Origin of the sequence: Lonepinella koalarum, assembly GCF_004565475.1 — a bacterium.
GTDB classification, from domain to species: domain Bacteria; phylum Pseudomonadota; class Gammaproteobacteria; order Enterobacterales; family Pasteurellaceae; genus Lonepinella; species Lonepinella koalarum.
This window is the reverse complement of the sequence record NZ_SRHX01000001.1, coordinates 300,781-317,588: the sequence shown is the minus strand read 5'-3', so window position 1 is coordinate 317,588 and position 16,808 is coordinate 300,781. Positions and strand designations below refer to the sequence as shown.

14 protein-coding genes and 1 pseudogene are annotated in these 16,808 nt (G+C 41.0%); 12 read left to right on the top strand and 3 right to left on the bottom strand.

Annotated features, from left to right (window positions below):
- The first annotated feature begins 157 nt into the window (after positions 1 to 157).
- The 3 genes from malF to E0709_RS01545 all read left to right on the top strand — a co-directional run bounded on the left by malF (position 158) and on the right by E0709_RS01545 (position 4,775).
- Positions 158 to 1,702, top strand: a complete 1,545-nt coding sequence (malF, locus tag E0709_RS12385) for a maltose ABC transporter permease MalF (protein ID WP_207905208.1) — start codon at positions 158 to 160, stop codon at positions 1,700 to 1,702.
- A gap of 12 nt (positions 1,703 to 1,714) precedes the next feature.
- On the top strand, positions 1,715 to 2,605 hold the full coding sequence (malG, locus tag E0709_RS12380) for a maltose ABC transporter permease MalG (RefSeq protein ID WP_207905207.1): 891 nt from the start codon (positions 1,715 to 1,717) through the stop codon (positions 2,603 to 2,605).
- A 103-nt stretch (positions 2,606 to 2,708) separates the two neighbouring features.
- Positions 2,709 to 4,775 carry an alpha-amylase gene (locus E0709_RS01545; protein ID WP_132299855.1) on the top strand — a complete coding sequence of 689 codons (2,067 nt, stop codon included), beginning with the start codon at positions 2,709 to 2,711 and terminating at the stop codon, positions 4,773 to 4,775.
- A gap of 11 nt (positions 4,776 to 4,786) precedes the next feature.
- Here the strand turns inward: E0709_RS01545 and E0709_RS01540 are convergent, their stop codons facing one another.
- Together E0709_RS01540 and envC are read right to left on the bottom strand one after the other, a co-directional pair.
- On the bottom strand, positions 4,787 to 5,614 hold the full coding sequence (locus tag E0709_RS01540; RefSeq protein ID WP_132299853.1) for a divergent polysaccharide deacetylase family protein: 828 nt from the start codon (positions 5,612 to 5,614) through the stop codon (positions 4,787 to 4,789).
- Between the two features lie 6 nt (positions 5,615 to 5,620).
- Entirely contained in the window at positions 5,621 to 6,838 is a 1,218-nt protein-coding gene (gene envC / locus E0709_RS01535) for a murein hydrolase activator EnvC (protein ID WP_132299851.1), read from the bottom strand.
- Between the two features lie 162 nt (positions 6,839 to 7,000).
- Between envC and E0709_RS01530 the strand changes: the two genes are divergently transcribed.
- The 3 genes from E0709_RS01530 (at position 7,001) to E0709_RS01520 (ending at position 10,000) form a co-directional block, all read left to right on the top strand.
- A complete protein-coding gene (locus tag E0709_RS01530; protein ID WP_132299849.1) occupies positions 7,001 to 7,684 on the top strand; it encodes a 2,3-diphosphoglycerate-dependent phosphoglycerate mutase in 684 nt (227 codons plus the stop codon).
- A 62-nt stretch (positions 7,685 to 7,746) separates the two neighbouring features.
- Complete coding sequence (gene narQ / locus E0709_RS01525) at positions 7,747 to 9,459, top strand: nitrate/nitrite two-component system sensor histidine kinase NarQ (protein ID WP_132300280.1); 1,713 nt, start codon at positions 7,747 to 7,749, stop codon at positions 9,457 to 9,459.
- Position 9,460: 1 nt separating this feature from the next.
- The gene (locus E0709_RS01520; protein WP_132299847.1) at positions 9,461 to 10,000 is read left to right on the top strand and encodes a GNAT family N-acetyltransferase; all 540 of its coding nucleotides are present in this window, start codon (positions 9,461 to 9,463) and stop codon (positions 9,998 to 10,000) included.
- On the opposite strand, the gene E0709_RS01515 is transcribed toward E0709_RS01520, so the two are convergent.
- Positions 9,986 to 10,744: a DeoR/GlpR family DNA-binding transcription regulator gene (locus tag E0709_RS01515; protein ID WP_132299845.1), complete on the bottom strand. Its 759-nt coding sequence runs from the start codon at positions 10,742 to 10,744 to the stop codon at positions 9,986 to 9,988. The genes E0709_RS01520 and E0709_RS01515 overlap by 15 nt on opposite strands.
- Positions 10,745 to 10,949: 205 nt before the next feature.
- Between E0709_RS01515 and ltnD the strand changes: the two genes are divergently transcribed.
- From ltnD to E0709_RS01485, 6 genes and pseudogenes are all read left to right on the top strand, one after another.
- Complete coding sequence (gene ltnD / locus E0709_RS01510; protein ID WP_132299843.1) at positions 10,950 to 11,855, top strand: L-threonate dehydrogenase; 906 nt, start codon at positions 10,950 to 10,952, stop codon at positions 11,853 to 11,855.
- A gap of 2 nt (positions 11,856 to 11,857) precedes the next feature.
- A complete protein-coding gene (gene otnK, locus E0709_RS01505) occupies positions 11,858 to 13,099 on the top strand; it encodes a 3-oxo-tetronate kinase (RefSeq protein ID WP_132300278.1) in 1,242 nt (413 codons plus the stop codon).
- Positions 13,096 to 13,728: a 3-oxo-tetronate 4-phosphate decarboxylase gene (gene otnC, locus E0709_RS01500; protein ID WP_132299841.1), complete on the top strand. Its 633-nt coding sequence runs from the start codon at positions 13,096 to 13,098 to the stop codon at positions 13,726 to 13,728. The genes otnK and otnC overlap by 4 nt, the downstream gene beginning before the upstream one ends.
- A gap of 2 nt (positions 13,729 to 13,730) precedes the next feature.
- The gene (gene otnI, locus E0709_RS01495; RefSeq protein ID WP_132299839.1) at positions 13,731 to 14,510 is read left to right on the top strand and encodes a 2-oxo-tetronate isomerase; all 780 of its coding nucleotides are present in this window, start codon (positions 13,731 to 13,733) and stop codon (positions 14,508 to 14,510) included.
- A 153-nt stretch (positions 14,511 to 14,663) separates the two neighbouring features.
- Positions 14,664 to 16,016 carry a GntT/GntP/DsdX family permease gene (locus tag E0709_RS01490; protein WP_132299837.1) on the top strand — a complete coding sequence of 451 codons (1,353 nt, stop codon included), beginning with the start codon at positions 14,664 to 14,666 and terminating at the stop codon, positions 16,014 to 16,016.
- 92 nt (positions 16,017 to 16,108) lie between these two features.
- Positions 16,109 to 16,795 (top strand): annotated as a pseudogene (locus E0709_RS01485) (cyclase family protein).
- Positions 16,796 to 16,808: the final 13 nt, after the last annotated feature.

Genomic DNA, 16,808 nt, shown 5'->3' with positions numbered 1-16,808 from the left:
CATAAATTTTTGACGGACGCGTTGATTCATCTCTACGCGAAAAAGGAGTTCCAAGCAAAGAATTTATTAACAACTGCTTTCTCCCGAATACAGCGTGATCTAATTCACGCTGTATTGACTGATTTTTTTGTTTAATCATCCATAAATAGGTGTTTCTATGCAACAAATAACCCATTCTCAATCTGGCTTAAAATGGCTGAAAATGTTTTTAGTCGGCATCGTTTTACTGATTGATTTCTATCTTGTGGGGCTAATGTACTTGCAAGGCGAATATTTGTTTGCCATGTTAACACTGGTCATTCTCACTTCAGGTATCTATATTTTTAGCAGTAAAAAAGTCTATGCGTGGCGTTATGTTTACCCCGGTATGATGGGGATGGCAATTTTTATTTTATTCCCATTGGTCGCCACCATTGCCATTGCCTTTACCAATTACAGTGGCACCAACCAACTTGCCTTTGAGCGAGCGTTAACGGTATTACAAGATCAACGTTTTTTTGCGGGTGATAAATACGACTTTAAACTCTATCCGCAAGAAAATAACCAATGGAAACTCAGCCTAGAGAATAAAAATACGGGACAGTTTTTTGTTTCCGATAATATTCATTTGAGCGACCACAATGTCGCCGTACACGAACAAGAACAAGCACCCACTGGCGAAGTCGCACCACTTAGAATAATTACCCAAAATCGCACCGCACTTCAACAAATGGTGGTGAGCCTACCCACAGGCAATGAACTGACCATGAGTTCATTACGTCAATTCTCGGAACAAAAAGCCCGTTTCAGCTATGAAGATAGCTTGCAAGATTTACGTAACAACGAAACAGGCAAAGTTTATCGCCCTAATTATGATACAGGATTCTTTCAGGAAATTGATGATCAAGGCAACTGGTTAAGCGAAACCTTAGAACCCGGTTTTACCGTGACCATCGGGTTTGCGAATTTTTTAAAGATTTTTACCGATAGCGGTATTCAAAAACCGTTCGTACAAATCTTTATTTGGACAGTGGTATTCTCCGCATTAACCGTGGTGTTTACCGTGATTTTAGGTACGGTGTTAGCTTGCCTTGTACAATGGGAACCGTTGCAAGGCAAGGGAATCTACCGCTTACTGCTTATTTTACCTTACGCCGTACCTTCTTTTATTTCTATTCTGGTGTTCAAAGGATTATTTAACCAAAGTTTCGGTGAAATCAATCTGATTCTACATCACTTGTTTGGCATTAGTCCGCAATGGTTTAATGATCCATTACTCGCCAAATCGATGATTTTAATTGTCAATACATGGTTGGGTTATCCTTATATGATGATTTTAGCCATGGGATTGCTCAAAGCGATTCCGCAAGATTTATACGAAGCCTCTGCGATGGACGGTGCATCAACTTGGCAAAATTTTAGCAAAATCACCTTTCCATTATTGTTAAAACCATTAACCCCGTTAATGATTGCGTCTTTTGCCTTTAATTTTAACAATTTCGTGTTAATTCAATTATTAACCAACGGTCGTCCAGATATGATCGGCACCACAACACCTGCAGGTTACACCGATTTATTGGTAAGTTACACCTATCGTATCGCCTTTGAAGGCAGTGGCTCACAAGACTTTGGTTTAGCGGCGGCGATTGCCACCATCATCTTCTTATTAGTAGGCGGTTTAGCCATGCTTAACTTAAAAGCCACTAAATTTAAATTGGACTAGGGGGAAATAATCATGGCAATGGTACAACCTAAATCAATTCGTTACCGTTTATTGGGTACACATTTAATTTTAATCCTGTTTATCGCTTTAATTATGTTTCCGTTATTAATGGTGATCGGCATTTCTTTACGCCCAGGGAATTTGGCGATTGGGGATTTAATCCCAAAAGAAATTTCGTGGGATCACTGGAAATTAGCCCTTGGTTTTGATGTGGTCAATCCTGATGGTTCAATTACGCCACCACCATTCCCCGTATTATTATGGCTATGGAATTCAATTAAAGTCGCTTTTATTACGTCAGTGGGGATCGTTACGCTCTCTACTACCTGTGCATACGCTTTTGCTCGCATGAAATTCAAAGGCAAAAAGACAATTTTACAAGCGATGTTAATTTTCCAAATGTTCCCTGTGGTGCTTTCCTTAGTAGCGTTATATGCCTTATTTGACCGCTTAGGGCAATATGTGCCATTTTTAGGATTAAATACCCATGCTGGCGTAATCTTCGCTTATCTTGGTGGTATCGCTCTACATGTTTGGACTATTAAAGGCTATTTTGAAACCATTGACGGCTCATTGGAAGAAGCCGCCGCACTCGACGGTGCAACGCCATGGCAGGCATTCCGTCTCATTTTATTACCCCTTTCCGTCCCGATCTTAGCGGTGGTATTTATTCTTTCCTTTATCGCTGCGATTACTGAAGTGCCAGTGGCTTCATTGTTATTGCGTGATGTGAATAGCTATACCTTGGCGGTGGGTATGCAACAATATCTGTATGCACAAAATTATCTATGGGGTGATTTCGCCGCCGCAGCGGTATTATCCGCCATTCCAATTACCGTGGTATTTTTACTCGCACAACGCTGGTTAGTCGGTGGTTTAACGGCGGGTGGGGTGAAAGGTTAAAAACCTTAACATACTGTAGGGGCGTATTGCATACGCCCTTACGCTCGATCTTATCAGGGCGTATGCAATACGCCCCTACATGGAACAAGATGGAGTTTCATCAATGAAAAACAAAAAATTATTATGGCTCGCTTTATTTGCCTCACCAACCTTAGCGGCAACAATCCAACATCCCCATTTTCAAAAATTCACTGAAAATACACCGCACTTATGGGTGGCTCAAGCCGAGCTTACTAAAGGCAATTATCCATTAAAATTTGAATGGGATAATCAATGTTTTATGCCACAAAATACAGGCAACACGGTGAAATTAAATCAAGAAATTTCATTGGTGGCTTGTTCTGGTGACGCATTGCCGTTACGTGTATTCAAAACAGGCAATTATACTGCTCAAATTGATTTACGTAGTGGCACGCCAACATTACGTTTAAGCCTTGAACAACCCAAAGAAAGCACGGAAACTCTCGCCAAAACCTGTCCTGCGTGGCAAGGGGAGAACGTTGAAATTGATGTTTCTACTACCTTTGCTGACGGTGAAACCGTACGAGATTTTTATTCAGGGCAAACCGCTGTAGTCAAAAATGGCAAAATTAGTATTCAGCCTGATAAAAATGCCAATGGATTGCTATTACTGGAAAAAAGTGCGGTGCAAAATTCGGCTGTTTTTGATTGGAAAAATGCCACGGTGTATTTTGTGCTTACCGACCGTTTTTATAACGGCGATCCAAGCAATGACAACAGCTACGGCAGACAAAAAGACGGTATGCAGGAAATTGCCACTTTTCATGGCGGTGATCTGAAAGGCTTAACAGAAAAATTGGATTATCTGCAACAGATCGGTATTAACGCACTCTGGATTAGTTCACCACTAGAACAAATGCACGGCTGGGTGGGTGGCGGTGAAAAAGGTGATTTCCCTCACTACGCCTATCATGGCTATTATCATCAAGACTGGACCAAAGTCGATGCGAATATGGGAACGGAAGCCGATCTTAAAAACCTGATTGAACAAGCTCATCAGCGGGGAATTCGCGTATTATTTGATGTGGTGATGAATCACACGGGTTACGCCACGCTTGCTGATATGCAGCAATTTGGTTTTGGTAGCTTGTATTTAAAAGACACGGAAATTCAACAAACCCTTGGCGAGAATTGGACAAATTGGCGACCAAAAGCAGGGCAAAATTGGCATAGTTTTAATGACTATATTAATTTCTCCGATAAAACCGCTTGGGCGAAATGGTGGGGCAAAGATTGGGTGAGAACCGATATTGGCGATTATGATAGCCCGAAATATGATGATCTCAGAATGTCACTGGCTTCGCTGCCTGATCTCAAAACCGAAAGCGAAAGTGCGGTGCAGTTACCCAATTTTTATCAACAAAAAACCGACACGCAAGCGCAATTTATGCCGAATGCCAAAGTGCGAGATTATTTAATTCATTGGCTTTCCGATTGGGTGGTGAAATATGGCGTGGACGGTTTCCGAGTCGATACCGCTAAACATGTGGAAAAATCCACTTGGTTACAACTCAAGAAGTCTGCCCAACAAGCCTTAACCCAATGGCAAAAAGCGAATCCAAAAGCGAGCTTTAACCAACCTTTCTTTATGGTAGGTGAGGCTTGGGGACATGGTGTGTTTAAAAGTGATTATTATGCCAATGGCTTTGATGCCATGATTAATTTTGACTTTCAAGATCAAGCCAAAGAGAGCCTTGATTGCTTTGCCAATATTGCACCGATTTATACTGAAATGGCTAATAAGCTGAAAGATTTTAATGTATTGAGTTATTTATCATCACACGATACCCGTTTATTTTTCCATTCAGACAGTGGTGAAAATATTGATAAACAAAAAACCGCCGCCAATTTATTATTACTCGCCCCAGGTAGCGTACAAATTTATTACGGTGACGAAAGCGGACGAGAATTTGGGGCAACAGGAACTGACCCCATGCAAGGTACCCGATCAGATATGAACTGGCAAGATCTCAAAGATCATTCCGCCAAACAACAGCTGATGCAACATTGGCGAAAACTTGCTCAATTCCGTCAACGCCACCCAGCAGTAGGGACAGGCATACAAACTGCGGTGCAAAATGATAAATATTTTGCTTTTAGTCGAGAACATGGCAGCGATAAAGTTATGGTGGTTTGGTTAGGGCAATAGATAGATTTTGATTATTCAGGCACACCACGCAACATCGGTACAGGTGTGTAAGGTGCAACATTGGTTGGGGCGGGCAAATCACTAAACAATAAAATAAATGGTTTTGGTGGAATCACTTTCTCATCACGCCATAGGCTCCCCATACTCACTAATTGAATATCCGCGGGTAAATTCGCCAGCCCAGCCTGCAATACCGCAATGGTATTTTTACGTGGATGTCCAATTACAATGGTTGTGCCGTGTCTTCTGGCATGTTGAATTGCTAATTGATACTGACGTTGTACATCCGCAAGAGCATCACTGTCATCAAGAAAAATATGCCGATCTAAGGATTTTACCCCTTGTTCTTTCGCCACTTTACCCGCCACACTACTGCCGATAGTTCGACTATCTAAAAAGAATAAATGCTGTTCGGCGAGTTCTTGCATTAAATATGTCATTAACGCACGATCAGAGGTTGCAGCACTACCCATGTGATTATTCATACCAATGGCAGCGGAAACAATGCTCTTAGCCGTTTGTACGCGCCGACTTACTTCATCTTGCGACATACCTAGCGTCAATCCGCCCCCTTCAATTTTCATCTTAGATTTAGGTTGCATCGGCATGTGAATTAACACATCTCGCCCTTGCTCTCGTGCTTGTTGATTACGTTGGCGAGCATAGGGTGCGGCAGGAATAATAGCCACCGAAATCTGCCTTGGCATGGCAAAAACGGCGGCATCTTCTTTTTGATGATAACCAACATCGTCTATTACAATGGCGAGCTTTGCTGGTTGAGCTTGAGTTAAACCAGCCCAAAGTGCGGTGCTTAAAAACAAAAATTTTTTCCACGCCATGGCTTTCTATCTCAACCAATTTAACGGATTCACCGCATTACCTTGACGGCGAATTTCAAAATATAACCCTGAACGAGATTGCCCGCCGCTGTTACCAACTTCAGCAATTTTTTGTCCAGCGTTCACTAACGCCCCCGTTTTCACAAACACCGCCTGATTAAAACCATACAATGACATATAGCCTTTACCATGATCGATCACCACCACTTGACCATAACCCGCCAGCCAATTAGATAAAATCACCCGCCCGCCTGAAATGGCGTTTACCGCCGTGCCAGAGCTGGCAGAAATCACTATCCCTTTCCATTTTACTTCACCAGCTTGGATCGAACCAAAATGATGCAGCACTTTACCCGAAACTGGATAGGCATATTTACCATTTAACCCTGCTCCAGAACGGATTAATTGTTGTTCTTGAGCGGTCGGTTGATAAACCTTATTGGTGCGTTTTTCTTCATCTTGCTTTTTCTGAGCTAACTGTTCACGTTCTTTCTTTTCTTGCGCTGCCGCTGCTTGTTCTGCACGTTTAATTTCATTTTGTAAGGCTTGTTCATTGGCTTTTAAGCTATCTAATTTATTTTGTTCTTGTGCTAAGGTTTTATTTAACTGATTTAAGGTACTCTGCCGTTCATTTTTAGCTTTTTGTAGCTCTTGTTGTTGTTTTTTTTGCGCCGATAATTGCGTTTTTTGCTCTTGTTGCTGATCCGATAAATAGGCTTTTTGTTGCTCTAATTGTTGTTGTGTCGCTTTCAGTTCATCTAATAAAGCTAACCGAGATTGATTCATGTGTTTCGCATAGACCATCATGCGATCATTATTTTTAGCGTCATCGGACAATAAATGCTCCACCACTGAATTTGGATTTCCAGAACGATAAATGGCATCTAACTGCTTGGCTAATTTTGCTTTTTGAGCCTTTTGCTGCTGTTCAAGAGATTTTATTTGACGATTGGTTTCTGCGATAATTCTTTGCGTTTCTTTTAAACTGGTTTCCGTTTCACGTAATGTCCCTACTACATTATTAATTTTATTTTCATGAATTTTTAACGCAGATTGCAGTTTATTTTGCTCCTGTTTGCGTTGTGCAATTTTTTGTTCTTGCTGTTTAATTTGGGTTTTTATTTGGGTTAAATCGGCGGCTTGGCTAACAAACGAAATTAATAGCCCCACACAAAAAAGTGCGGTTAATTTTGGCAATTTTTTAAAAAATGAACAAAGCAACATATTTTTTCCGATTTTTCTCTCATATCATCAAATTTCTGACTAAATATACCATTATTTTTGAGAAAGATCAGGAAACCATGGCTTTTCACTTTCAAATTTTGCAAAATTTTGCTATAAAAGCGAGGTATTATTTTATTTATTTTTATTAACTAGGAGATCCCTATGCAATTAGTCTTTATTCGTCACGGTTTCAGTGAATGGAACGCAAAAAATTTATTTACCGGTTGGCGTGATGTGAACTTAACCGAACGTGGTATGGAAGAAGCAAAATCAGCAGGGCAAAAATTAAAAGCCGCTGGTTTTGAATTTGACATCGCATTCACGTCTGTATTAACTCGAGCCATCAAAACTTGTAACATCGTGTTAGAAGAAGCTGGTCAACTTTGGATTCCACAAGTCAAAAACTGGCGTTTGAATGAACGTCACTACGGCGAATTACAAGGTTTAGATAAAAAAGCCACTGCGGAAAAATATGGTGATGAACAAGTTCACATTTGGCGTCGTTCTTACGACACATTACCACCATTATTAGATCCGAAAGATCCTAATTCAGCCCATAATGACCGCCGTTATGCTCATTTACCAGCTGATGTGGTACCAGATGGCGAAAACTTAAAAGTGACCTTAGAGCGTGTACTTCCATTCTGGGAAGATCAAATTGCACCGGCTTTATTATCAGGTCAACGTGTATTAGTGACCGCGCATGGTAACTCATTACGCGCTCTGGCAAAACATATTGAAGGCATTTCTGATGCAGACATTATGGATTTAGAAATTCCAACCGGTCAGCCATTAGTGTATGAATTAGATGATAACTTAAAAGTAGTCAGCAAACGCTATCTTTAATGGTTAAGTGAACGAAAGTGGCACAAGCGATTGTGCCATTTTTTATCATTGTAGGTTCTGTTGTGAATAAAAAAACATCCGTTTCCAGTTCTGTTTCCAATTATTTGTTAGCCGTGATGGGGTTCGTCAGTATTATTGCTGCCGTGGCGTTTGCCATTATGGCAAGTAACCGCTCGGATGCCGAAGTCATTAATGTGGCAGGTTCTTTGCGTATGCAAAGCTACCGTATTTTGCATGAATTACAATATGAGCCTGAACAAGTCAAAAAACATTTAATCGAATATCGCAAGACGCTCCATGCGTCGTCATTACGCAAAATTGATCAACAATTTATTACCCCAGACAGTTTAAAATATCATTATGACGATCTGATTCGTCAATGGCAAAAATTGGAATATTACGCCTTGCATCAAAATCAACAGGCCTATCGTCAAGAGCTTGTTCCCTATGTGGGAAAAGTGGATAATTTCGTGTTCGCCTTGCAACAATTTGCCGAAAAGAAACTGATTTATACCACCGCCATTATCGTGATTTCGTTGCTCGCCATTGTCATTATGGTGGCTTATATTATCAGTTTTATGCGTACCAGAATTGTTACACCGCTTCGACAATTAACCGATGCCAGTGTGCAAATTCAAATGCGGCAATTCCAGCATATCCCATTAGATATTTATCGCAATGACGAACTGGGTAGCTTGGCACAAGCCTTTACCCAAATGTCATCGGAATTAAGTAAAGTCTATTCCAATTTAGAACAAACCCTTGACGATAAAACCCAAAAACTCATCCAAACGAACCGCACTTTAGCCATGTTATATTATTGTTCGCAGACATTAACCTTGGTTAATATCGATCGCGAACATCTCCGCAGCGTGTTACAAAATGTCATGGCAACGGAACATTTACGCGTGTTGGAATTAGAGATTATCGGGGCGGAACATTGGAATATTTTACTCGGTGAACCGTTGCAACAATTAACTTGGCAAATGACGGATATTGAAATTGAAGGGCAGCAGTTAGGAGTATTACGCTGGCAAGCTGGCTTACCTTGTCCTGATCCACGTACTATGCAAAATATCGCCCAAATTTTTGCTCGTACCCTGTATTTCCACCAAACACAACGCCAACAACAGCAATTATTGTTAATGGAAGAACGTTCTATTATTGCACGAGAATTACACGATTCATTAGCGCAAGTCTTGTCATTTTTGCAAATTCAGTTAACCTTACTAAAACACTCTTTGGCAAAAGACAGCGAACAAGCGAAAGCAAAAAGCCAAGCCATTTTAACAGAATTTGAACAAGCACTGAGCGATGGTTGTTTACAATTACGCGAATTATTAGCGACGTTCCGCTTGACAGTGCAAGAAGCCAATTTAAAATTAGCCTTAGAACAGGTGATCGATAGCTTGCGTAATCAAACGGAAAGCCATCTCAGTGTAGCATGCAGTTTACCGTCACAAACCTTCACGCCACAGCAATTAATTCATGCCTTGCAAATTGTCCGTGAAGCAACATTAAATGCGGTGAAACATGCGAAAGCAAAACATATTGAGATTATTGCTCACACTAACATAGACGGTGAGCAAGAATTACTCGTACGAGATGACGGTATTGGCATTCCAAGCCTAGAAGAACCGGAAGGACATTACGGCTTGCGCATTATGGAAGAACGCAGCCGACAGCTTAATGCCACCTTAACCATCACTAACCGAACCAGCGGAGGAACAGAAGTCAAGATTCTGTTACCTAATATAATAAAAACAACCCATTAATATGAAAATTAGACTAGCACAAGCACAAGATTTATCCGCCGTTGTGGAGATTTATAACCAAGCGATCCCCACTCGCCGCATTACCGCGGATCTCACACCCGTCACGACACAACAACGCCGTCCGTGGTTTGAAGAACATTTAAACAACGACACGCACCCCTTATGGGTCATGGTAGAAAACGATGCTAAAAGCACTGTTGAAAGTGCGGTACAAAATGAAAAAGTTTTGGGCTGGTGTAGCTTTTCGCCCTTTTACAAACGTGCCGCTTTTGACCAAACTGTTGAAATTAGTCTTTATCTTGACCAAAATGCACGAGGCAAAGGTTACGGCAGTCAAGCACTGCAATTTATGCAAAGCCAAATGGCAGCATGCGGCATCAACACGCTCATGGCTTACGTGATTGAAGAAAACCACGCCAGCCGTCGTTTATTTGAAAAAAACCATTTTGAGCGGTGGGGACGTTATCCCAATATCGCCAATATGGGCGATAGCTTACAGACATTTTTGGTGTATGGGTTTCAGCAGCTAAACCAAATATAACGTAATCTCCATTTCCGCAATATTTTTTTGTAAATTATCTGGCAAAGCATTATCACAAATAATGCTATCAAATACCGTTAATGGACAGATAAAAAACGTGGCAACTTTACCGCACTTAGACGAATCAGACACTAAAATACGCTGTTGGCTTGAATTGATAATCGCTTTTTTGACAGGGATTTTGTTTTCATCGGGTGTACTTAACCCATTCATATTCCAAGAAGAAGTAGAAATAAACGCAATATCTAAGGAAATATGTTGCAGAAATTGAGCCGCTAACTCACCAACGGATGAGCGGTTGGCTTTATTCACTCGCCCGCCTGTATGAAAAATCTCACCTTTACCGTATTCCATGAGAAAGTTTGCAATCACAAAATCATTGGTGACAATTAATAAATCTTCACGTTCGGCGAGTTTCTTAGCAATTTCCAATGTCGTTGTGCCAGCATCTAAATAGATCGATGCTCCCATTGGAATAAGTGTAACGGCTTTTTCACCAATCGCATTTTTTTCTTTAGGGGATAATAAGGATTTATCATTGTGTGTCGGTTCGATTGCTAAACGTTCGAGAGTTTGTACTCCACCTGATACGGAAATAACTTTGCCTTCATCTTCAAGTTTTTGAATATCACGGCGAACAGTCATATGGGATACGCCTAATACATCAACAAGCGTATTAATACTGACAATATCTTGGTGACTAATTAAATTGAGTAATTTTCGTTGTCTTTCTGCTGGGATCATTGCTATATCATAAAAAGTTCTTTATTTATATTACTATTATAAACTTTTAAATTTTGTTAAACCAATAATATTAATTCACAAAATTTATCTATATTTCACGTAAAATGTTAATATTTGTGATCTGGATCACAGTTTTTATTTTTTCATTCATGCATAATATAAAACATCAAAATACATTTAGATTTTTAACTAGGAGAAACTAATTATGGCAAATTCATCTTATTCAGTCGCCGTAGCAGGCTTAGGTTCAATGGGGATGGGAGCAGCATTATCTTGTGTTCGAGCAGGATTAACTACTTACGGCATTGATTTAAACCCTGTTGCCTTAGAAAAATTGAAAGCAGCTGGGGCAAAAGCGGTGGCTACTAATGGCAATGATTTTGCTCAAGAATTGGATGCTGTGGTGATTTTAGTGGTTAATGCCGCTCAAGCCAACAGCGTATTATTTGGCGAAAATGGCTTAGCTGCGAAATTAAAAGCTGGCACAGCAGTGATGGTGTCTTCTACCATGGCAGCAGGAGATGCTCAAGCGATTTCACAAAAATTAACAGAGCTTGGTTTGGTTATGTTAGATGCCCCTGTTTCAGGTGGGGCTGCCAAAGCGGCAGCGGGTGAAATGACGGTGATGGCATCGGGATCACAACAAGCCTTTGAAAAATTACAACCCGTGCTTGATGCGGTGGCAGGTAAAGTTTACAACATTGGGGCAGAAATCGGCTTAGGGGCGACCGTGAAAATTGTACATCAATTATTGGCGGGTGTGCATATTGCCGCTGGAGCGGAAGCTATGGCGTTAGCATCAAAAGCAGGGATTCCGCTCGATGTGATGTATGATGTGGTGACCAATGCGGCAGGTAATTCTTGGATGTTTGAAAACCGCATGAAACATGTGGTGGACGGCGATTATACACCGCTTTCCATGGTGGATATTTTTGTGAAAGATTTAGGTTTAGTGAACGATACCGCAAAATCTTTACACTTCCCATTACATCTTGCCAGCACCGCTTATTCCATGTTTACCGAAGCCAGTAATGCAGGTTTTGGCAAAGAAGATGATAGTGCGGTGATTAAAATTTTCAGTGGCATTAATCTGCCGAAAAAAGGAGAGTAATGATGTTAGGTGTTATTGCAGATGACTTTACTGGTGCCAGCGATATTGCCAGTTTCCTTGTGGAAAACGGACTCAGTGCGGTGCAAATGAACGGCGTTCCTAGTGAGCCTTTGGAAGCTCAGGTAGATGCCATTGTGATTAGTTTAAAATCACGCTCTAATCCAGTGGAACAAGCCATTGAGCAATCCTTGAAAGCGTTGCATTGGTTACAAGAAAACGGTTGTAATCAGTTTTATTTTAAATATTGCTCAACCTTTGATAGCACAGAGAAAGGTAATATTGGTCCTGTGACGGATGCGTTGTTAGCGGAATTAAACGCTGATTTCACCGTGATTACACCAGCTTTGCCCGTGAATGGTCGCACGATTTTTAACGGCTACTTATTTGTAGGTGAGCAGTTGTTAAGTGAATCGGGCATGAAAAATCACCCGATTACGCCGATGACGGATGCCAATTTAATGCGATTAATGGATGCACAAGCACAAGGCAAAACAGGCTTGGTCGCCTATTCGGATGTGATTAAAGGGGCAGACAATGTGAAAGCACGCTTTGCTCAATTAAAAGCAGACGGTTATCGCTATGCCGTGGTGGATGCGGTGGATAATAGCCAACTTGCGGTACTTGCCGAAGCTGTTGCCGATTTTAAACTGGTGACAGGAGGTTCAGGTTTGGGAGCTTATATGGCGGCTCGTTTAAGTGGTGGCAAACAAGGCACTGACGCTTTTGTGCCAAGAAAAGGTAAAACTGTGGTGTTATCGGGTTCTTGTTCAGTGATGACCAATGCTCAGGTGAACGCCTATAAAGTGATTGCACCAAGTTATTATTTGGATGTGGAACAAGCCATCAGTAATGAAAACTATGTGGATGAACTATATCAATGGGTCACGGAAAATTTGGGCGGATCACTTGCACCAATGGTCTATGCCACTGTCCCAGCCGATCAGCTTAAACAAATTCAAAACCAATTTGGTGGCGATAAAGCAAGCCATGCTATTGAGCAAGTTTTCGCCAAGTTGGCAGAAAAACTCAAAGCCAATGGGGTAACCAATTTCATCACCGCTGGCGGTGAAACGTCCAGTATTGTGGTGCAACAACTTGGCTTTAGCGGTTTCCATATTGGTAAACAAATCGCCCCAGGTGTACCTTGGCTGAAAGCTGTGGAAGAACCGATTTATTTGGCGTTAAAATCAGGCAATTTTGGTAAAGAAAACTTTTTTGAATATGCACAAGGAATGATCTCATGACGGAATTAGAACAAAAACAACAGCTGGTTGAACTGGCAAAATCCTTTTATCAACGTGGGTATAGCGTAGGCGGTGCAGGTAATTTATCGGTGCGGTTAGATGACAACCGAATTTTGGTCACGCCAACGGGTTCATCGCTGGGGAGATTAGATGCAGATCGTTTATCTGTATTAGATATGCAAGGCAATGTGCTTTCAGGCGATAAACCGTCCAAAGAATATGTATTTCATTTGGCATTGTATCAGCAAAATCCAAAATGTAATGCCATTGTGCATTTACATTCCACTTATTTGACCGCACTTTCTTGCCTAGACGATCTGGATCAAGACAACGCCATTAAAGCGTTCACGCCTTATTATGTGATGCGTGTTGGAAAATTACAGGTAATCCCTTACTATCGCCCCGGTTCACCTGAAATTGCTCGAGAATTAAGCGAGCGAGCTTTAACAGGCAAAGCCTTTTTGCTGGCTAATCACGGCATTGTGGTCACAGGTTCTGATTTGCTTGATGCCGCCGACAACGCCGATGAATTGGAAGAAACCGCAAAATTACAATTTATTTTGCAAGGACAGAAAATTCGTTATCTCACCGATGACGAAGTGAAAGATTTGGAAAACAGGGGGAAATGATTATGCCTAAATTTGCAGCTAACTTAACCATGATGTTTAATGAAGTGCCATTCTTAGATCGCTTTGAAGCCGCCGCCAAGGCAGGTTTTAAATATGTTGAATATCTTTGGCCTTATGACTATCCAGCGGAAGAATTAAAAGCGAAATTAGATCAATACGGTTTAAAACAAGTGTTGTTTAATACCAGTGCAGGTGATGTGGCAAACGGCGAATGGGGGCTTGCCGCTATTCCGAACCGTGAAGCCGATGCTCGCCGAGATATTGACCAAGCCTTGGAATATGCCTTAGCGTTACAATGTCCGACCGTACATATTATGGCAGCGGTTGTGCCAGAAAGGGAGAATCGCAGTGCTTATGAAAATACCTTTGTGGAAAATGTTCGTTACGCTGCCGAGAAATTCAAACCGCACGGCATTAATATTTGCCTTGAAGCCTTAAGTCCCGAAGTGAAACCCAATTATCTGCTCAAAAGCCAGTTTGACACCTTAGCCATTGTGGAAAAAGTCGATCGTGATAATGTCTTTGTGCAACTGGATTATTTCCACGCTCAAAATGTGGACGGCAATTTAGCTCGCTTAACCGACAAGCTCAAGGGCAAATTCTCCCACGTTCAAATCGCTTCCGTGCCAGATCGTCATGAACCTGATGAAGGGGAAATCAATTATCAATATATTTTCGACAAACTCGATGAAATTGGTTATGACGACTATGTGGGTTGTGAATATAAACCACGAGGCGACACCGTGGCGGGATTGGGTTGGTTTGAGAAGTATAAAAACTAGCTAAAAAAACACCGCACTTTTTATTTATATAAAATCCTTTCGCCCTGAGAAATCAGGGGGAGAGGGTTTGTTTTGCCGGAAATCTTGAGGTTTGAAAGCAAATATGATCGAAAACGTTCGTTTTAGAATGTTTAGTCAAAAAAGGAAATCTTTATGTCAAACGAAGTTCTTATTTTAATTGGTGTTACCAGTGTTTTTGCTTTGTTATTTATTATGATTAAAGGCAAAGTTCATCCGTTTCTGGCGTTAGGTATTGTGAGCATTGCGGTAGCATTAAGTACAGGCATTCCAATGGCTGATGTTATCCCAACCTTAGTGAAAGGGATGGGGGGCACACTAGGTAGCGTAGCGTTGATTGTCGGTCTAGGGGCGATGCTCGGTAAAATTATCGAAAAATCCAATGGAGCTGATGTATTAGCTGGTTGGCTATTAGATAAATTTGGTGAGAAAAATGCCCCCTTTGCTTTAGGTGCCACAGGTTTTATTTTTGGTATCCCTGTGTTTGTAGATGTAGGTTTCCTTGTGTTATTACCGATTATCTTTAGTGTCGCACGCCGAATCGGTGGCAATATGCTCACTTATGCGTTACCAATTGGTTTATCCATGTTAATGGTTCATGTTGTGTTACCACCACATCCGGGGATTGTTGCAGGTTCACAATTATTAAATGCAGATATTGGCTTAGTATTAGGTGTCGGTTTAGCCGTTGCGTTACCCACCTTTTTAGTTGGTCAAGTGTTTATTCCATTTTTTACCAAACGTCATTTTGTCGAAATTCCAACATCTACTGATTTACTGCAATATCAAAAGCAATTATCTCAAAATGCGAGTGGTTTGCCAAAATTTGCAACGGTTTTATCCATGATTGCCTTTCCTTTAGTGTTAATTATGTCAGGCACAATCACGGCGACAACCTTACCAAAAGAAAATATCATTCGCCAAATTTTTAGCATGGTCGGTAGTTCACCGTTTGCATTATTGTTAGCGGTATGTCTGTCTTCTTATGTATTAGGTTTCCGCCGTGGTTGGAATAAAGAAAAAGTAGAAGAAATTTTAAATTCTGCTTTAGCTCCAATTGCTGGGATTATTTTAATCACAGGGGCTGGCGGTATGTTCGGTAAGGTATTAGATGCGAGTGGCGTAGGCAAAGCACTTTCCGATGTATTATCCAGTACTGGATTACATGTTCTCGCTCTGGGTTTTATTTTATCTGCCCTATTACGTGCAGCTCAAGGCTCTGCCACGGTTGCAACAATTACGACCACGACTATCCTTGCTCCAATGATTACATCCGCAGGTTATGACGGTATTCATATTGCCTTAATTACTTCCGCCGTTGGTGCAGGCTCAATGACCTTATCTCACGTCAATGACAGCCTATTCTGGGTATGGACAAAATTCTTTGGTATTTCAGTTTCCCAAGGCTTAAAAACATGGAGCATACTCACCACTATTTATGGCTGTATTGCTTTTGGCTTAGTGAGTTTGATTTGGGTTGTTGTTTAATAATAAATAAATGAGATGAGTTACTTGATTTAGCTCATTGATTTATCTATAAGTCACTTTTTAACTAACCATAATCATACAAGGAGAAAACTATGTTTATGTATCTATCGCACTTACTTGATCCAAAAGATCTAGCGTGGCCTGGTGAACCCACTGTGGAAGTCACTCGTTGTACCGATGTGACAGAAGATTGTCCTTTCAGTAGCTTACTTACCAAGCTGCCAAACCATTGTGGAACACATATGGATGCTCCACGCCATTTTGTAAAAGATGGACTAAGCATCAACGAACTTTCATTATAATATTTTTGCCATCAAAAAGTCGCTTTACTGGAAATTCCAAAGGGTGAAGCTGAAGGTATTACCAAAGAAGATCTTGAACCTTATGCGGAGATTTTATCCCAAGTATCTTTTGCTTTCTTCCGTACTGGATTTGAACAATATCGGGAGAGTAATCCATTAATTTATCAAAATGAAGGACCTTATATTGCAACCAGTGCGGGACAATATCTTTCAGATAATTTTACTAATCTTAAAGGTGTTGGTATTGACTTTATTGCTCTTGGCTCACCGTCTTCTCGAGTACCAGACGCTGAAAATCCAAAGAATTGCCATCGTGCCATTTTAGGTTATTACACTGGGCGTTTCACAACAGTTATTGAAGATATGCACCTTGCTGAGTTACCCCAAAATGCCAAAATTAAACAATTTTTCAATGCACCTTGGCGGATTGCGGGTTTAGATTCAAGCCAGGTGACTTGTATCGTTGAACTCGAATAAATGCTCTTAAGCG

What these genes read in the sequence shown, in the direction of transcription:
- malG (WP_207905207.1), top strand. Translation starts at nt 1,715, where the DNA reads ATGGCAATGGTACAACCTAAATCAATTCGTTACCGTTTATTGGGTACA.
- ltnD (WP_132299843.1), top strand. Translation starts at nt 10,950, where the DNA reads ATGGCAAATTCATCTTATTCAGTCGCCGTAGCAGGCTTAGGTTCAATG.
- E0709_RS01520 (WP_132299847.1), top strand. Translation starts at nt 9,461, where the DNA reads ATGAAAATTAGACTAGCACAAGCACAAGATTTATCCGCCGTTGTGGAG.
- E0709_RS01530 (WP_132299849.1), top strand. Translation starts at nt 7,001, where the DNA reads ATGCAATTAGTCTTTATTCGTCACGGTTTCAGTGAATGGAACGCAAAA.
- E0709_RS01540 (WP_132299853.1), bottom strand. Translation starts at nt 5,614, where the DNA reads ATGGCGTGGAAAAAATTTTTGTTTTTAAGCACCGCACTTTGGGCTGGT.
- otnK (WP_132300278.1), top strand. Translation starts at nt 11,858, where the DNA reads ATGTTAGGTGTTATTGCAGATGACTTTACTGGTGCCAGCGATATTGCC.
- otnI (WP_132299839.1), top strand. Translation starts at nt 13,731, where the DNA reads ATGCCTAAATTTGCAGCTAACTTAACCATGATGTTTAATGAAGTGCCA.
- E0709_RS01490 (WP_132299837.1), top strand. Translation starts at nt 14,664, where the DNA reads ATGTCAAACGAAGTTCTTATTTTAATTGGTGTTACCAGTGTTTTTGCT.
- E0709_RS01545 (WP_132299855.1), top strand. Translation starts at nt 2,709, where the DNA reads ATGAAAAACAAAAAATTATTATGGCTCGCTTTATTTGCCTCACCAACC.
- malF (WP_207905208.1), top strand. Translation starts at nt 158, where the DNA reads ATGCAACAAATAACCCATTCTCAATCTGGCTTAAAATGGCTGAAAATG.
- envC (WP_132299851.1), bottom strand. Translation starts at nt 6,838, where the DNA reads ATGTTGCTTTGTTCATTTTTTAAAAAATTGCCAAAATTAACCGCACTT.
- E0709_RS01515 (WP_132299845.1), bottom strand. Translation starts at nt 10,744, where the DNA reads ATGATCCCAGCAGAAAGACAACGAAAATTACTCAATTTAATTAGTCAC.
- otnC (WP_132299841.1), top strand. Translation starts at nt 13,096, where the DNA reads ATGACGGAATTAGAACAAAAACAACAGCTGGTTGAACTGGCAAAATCC.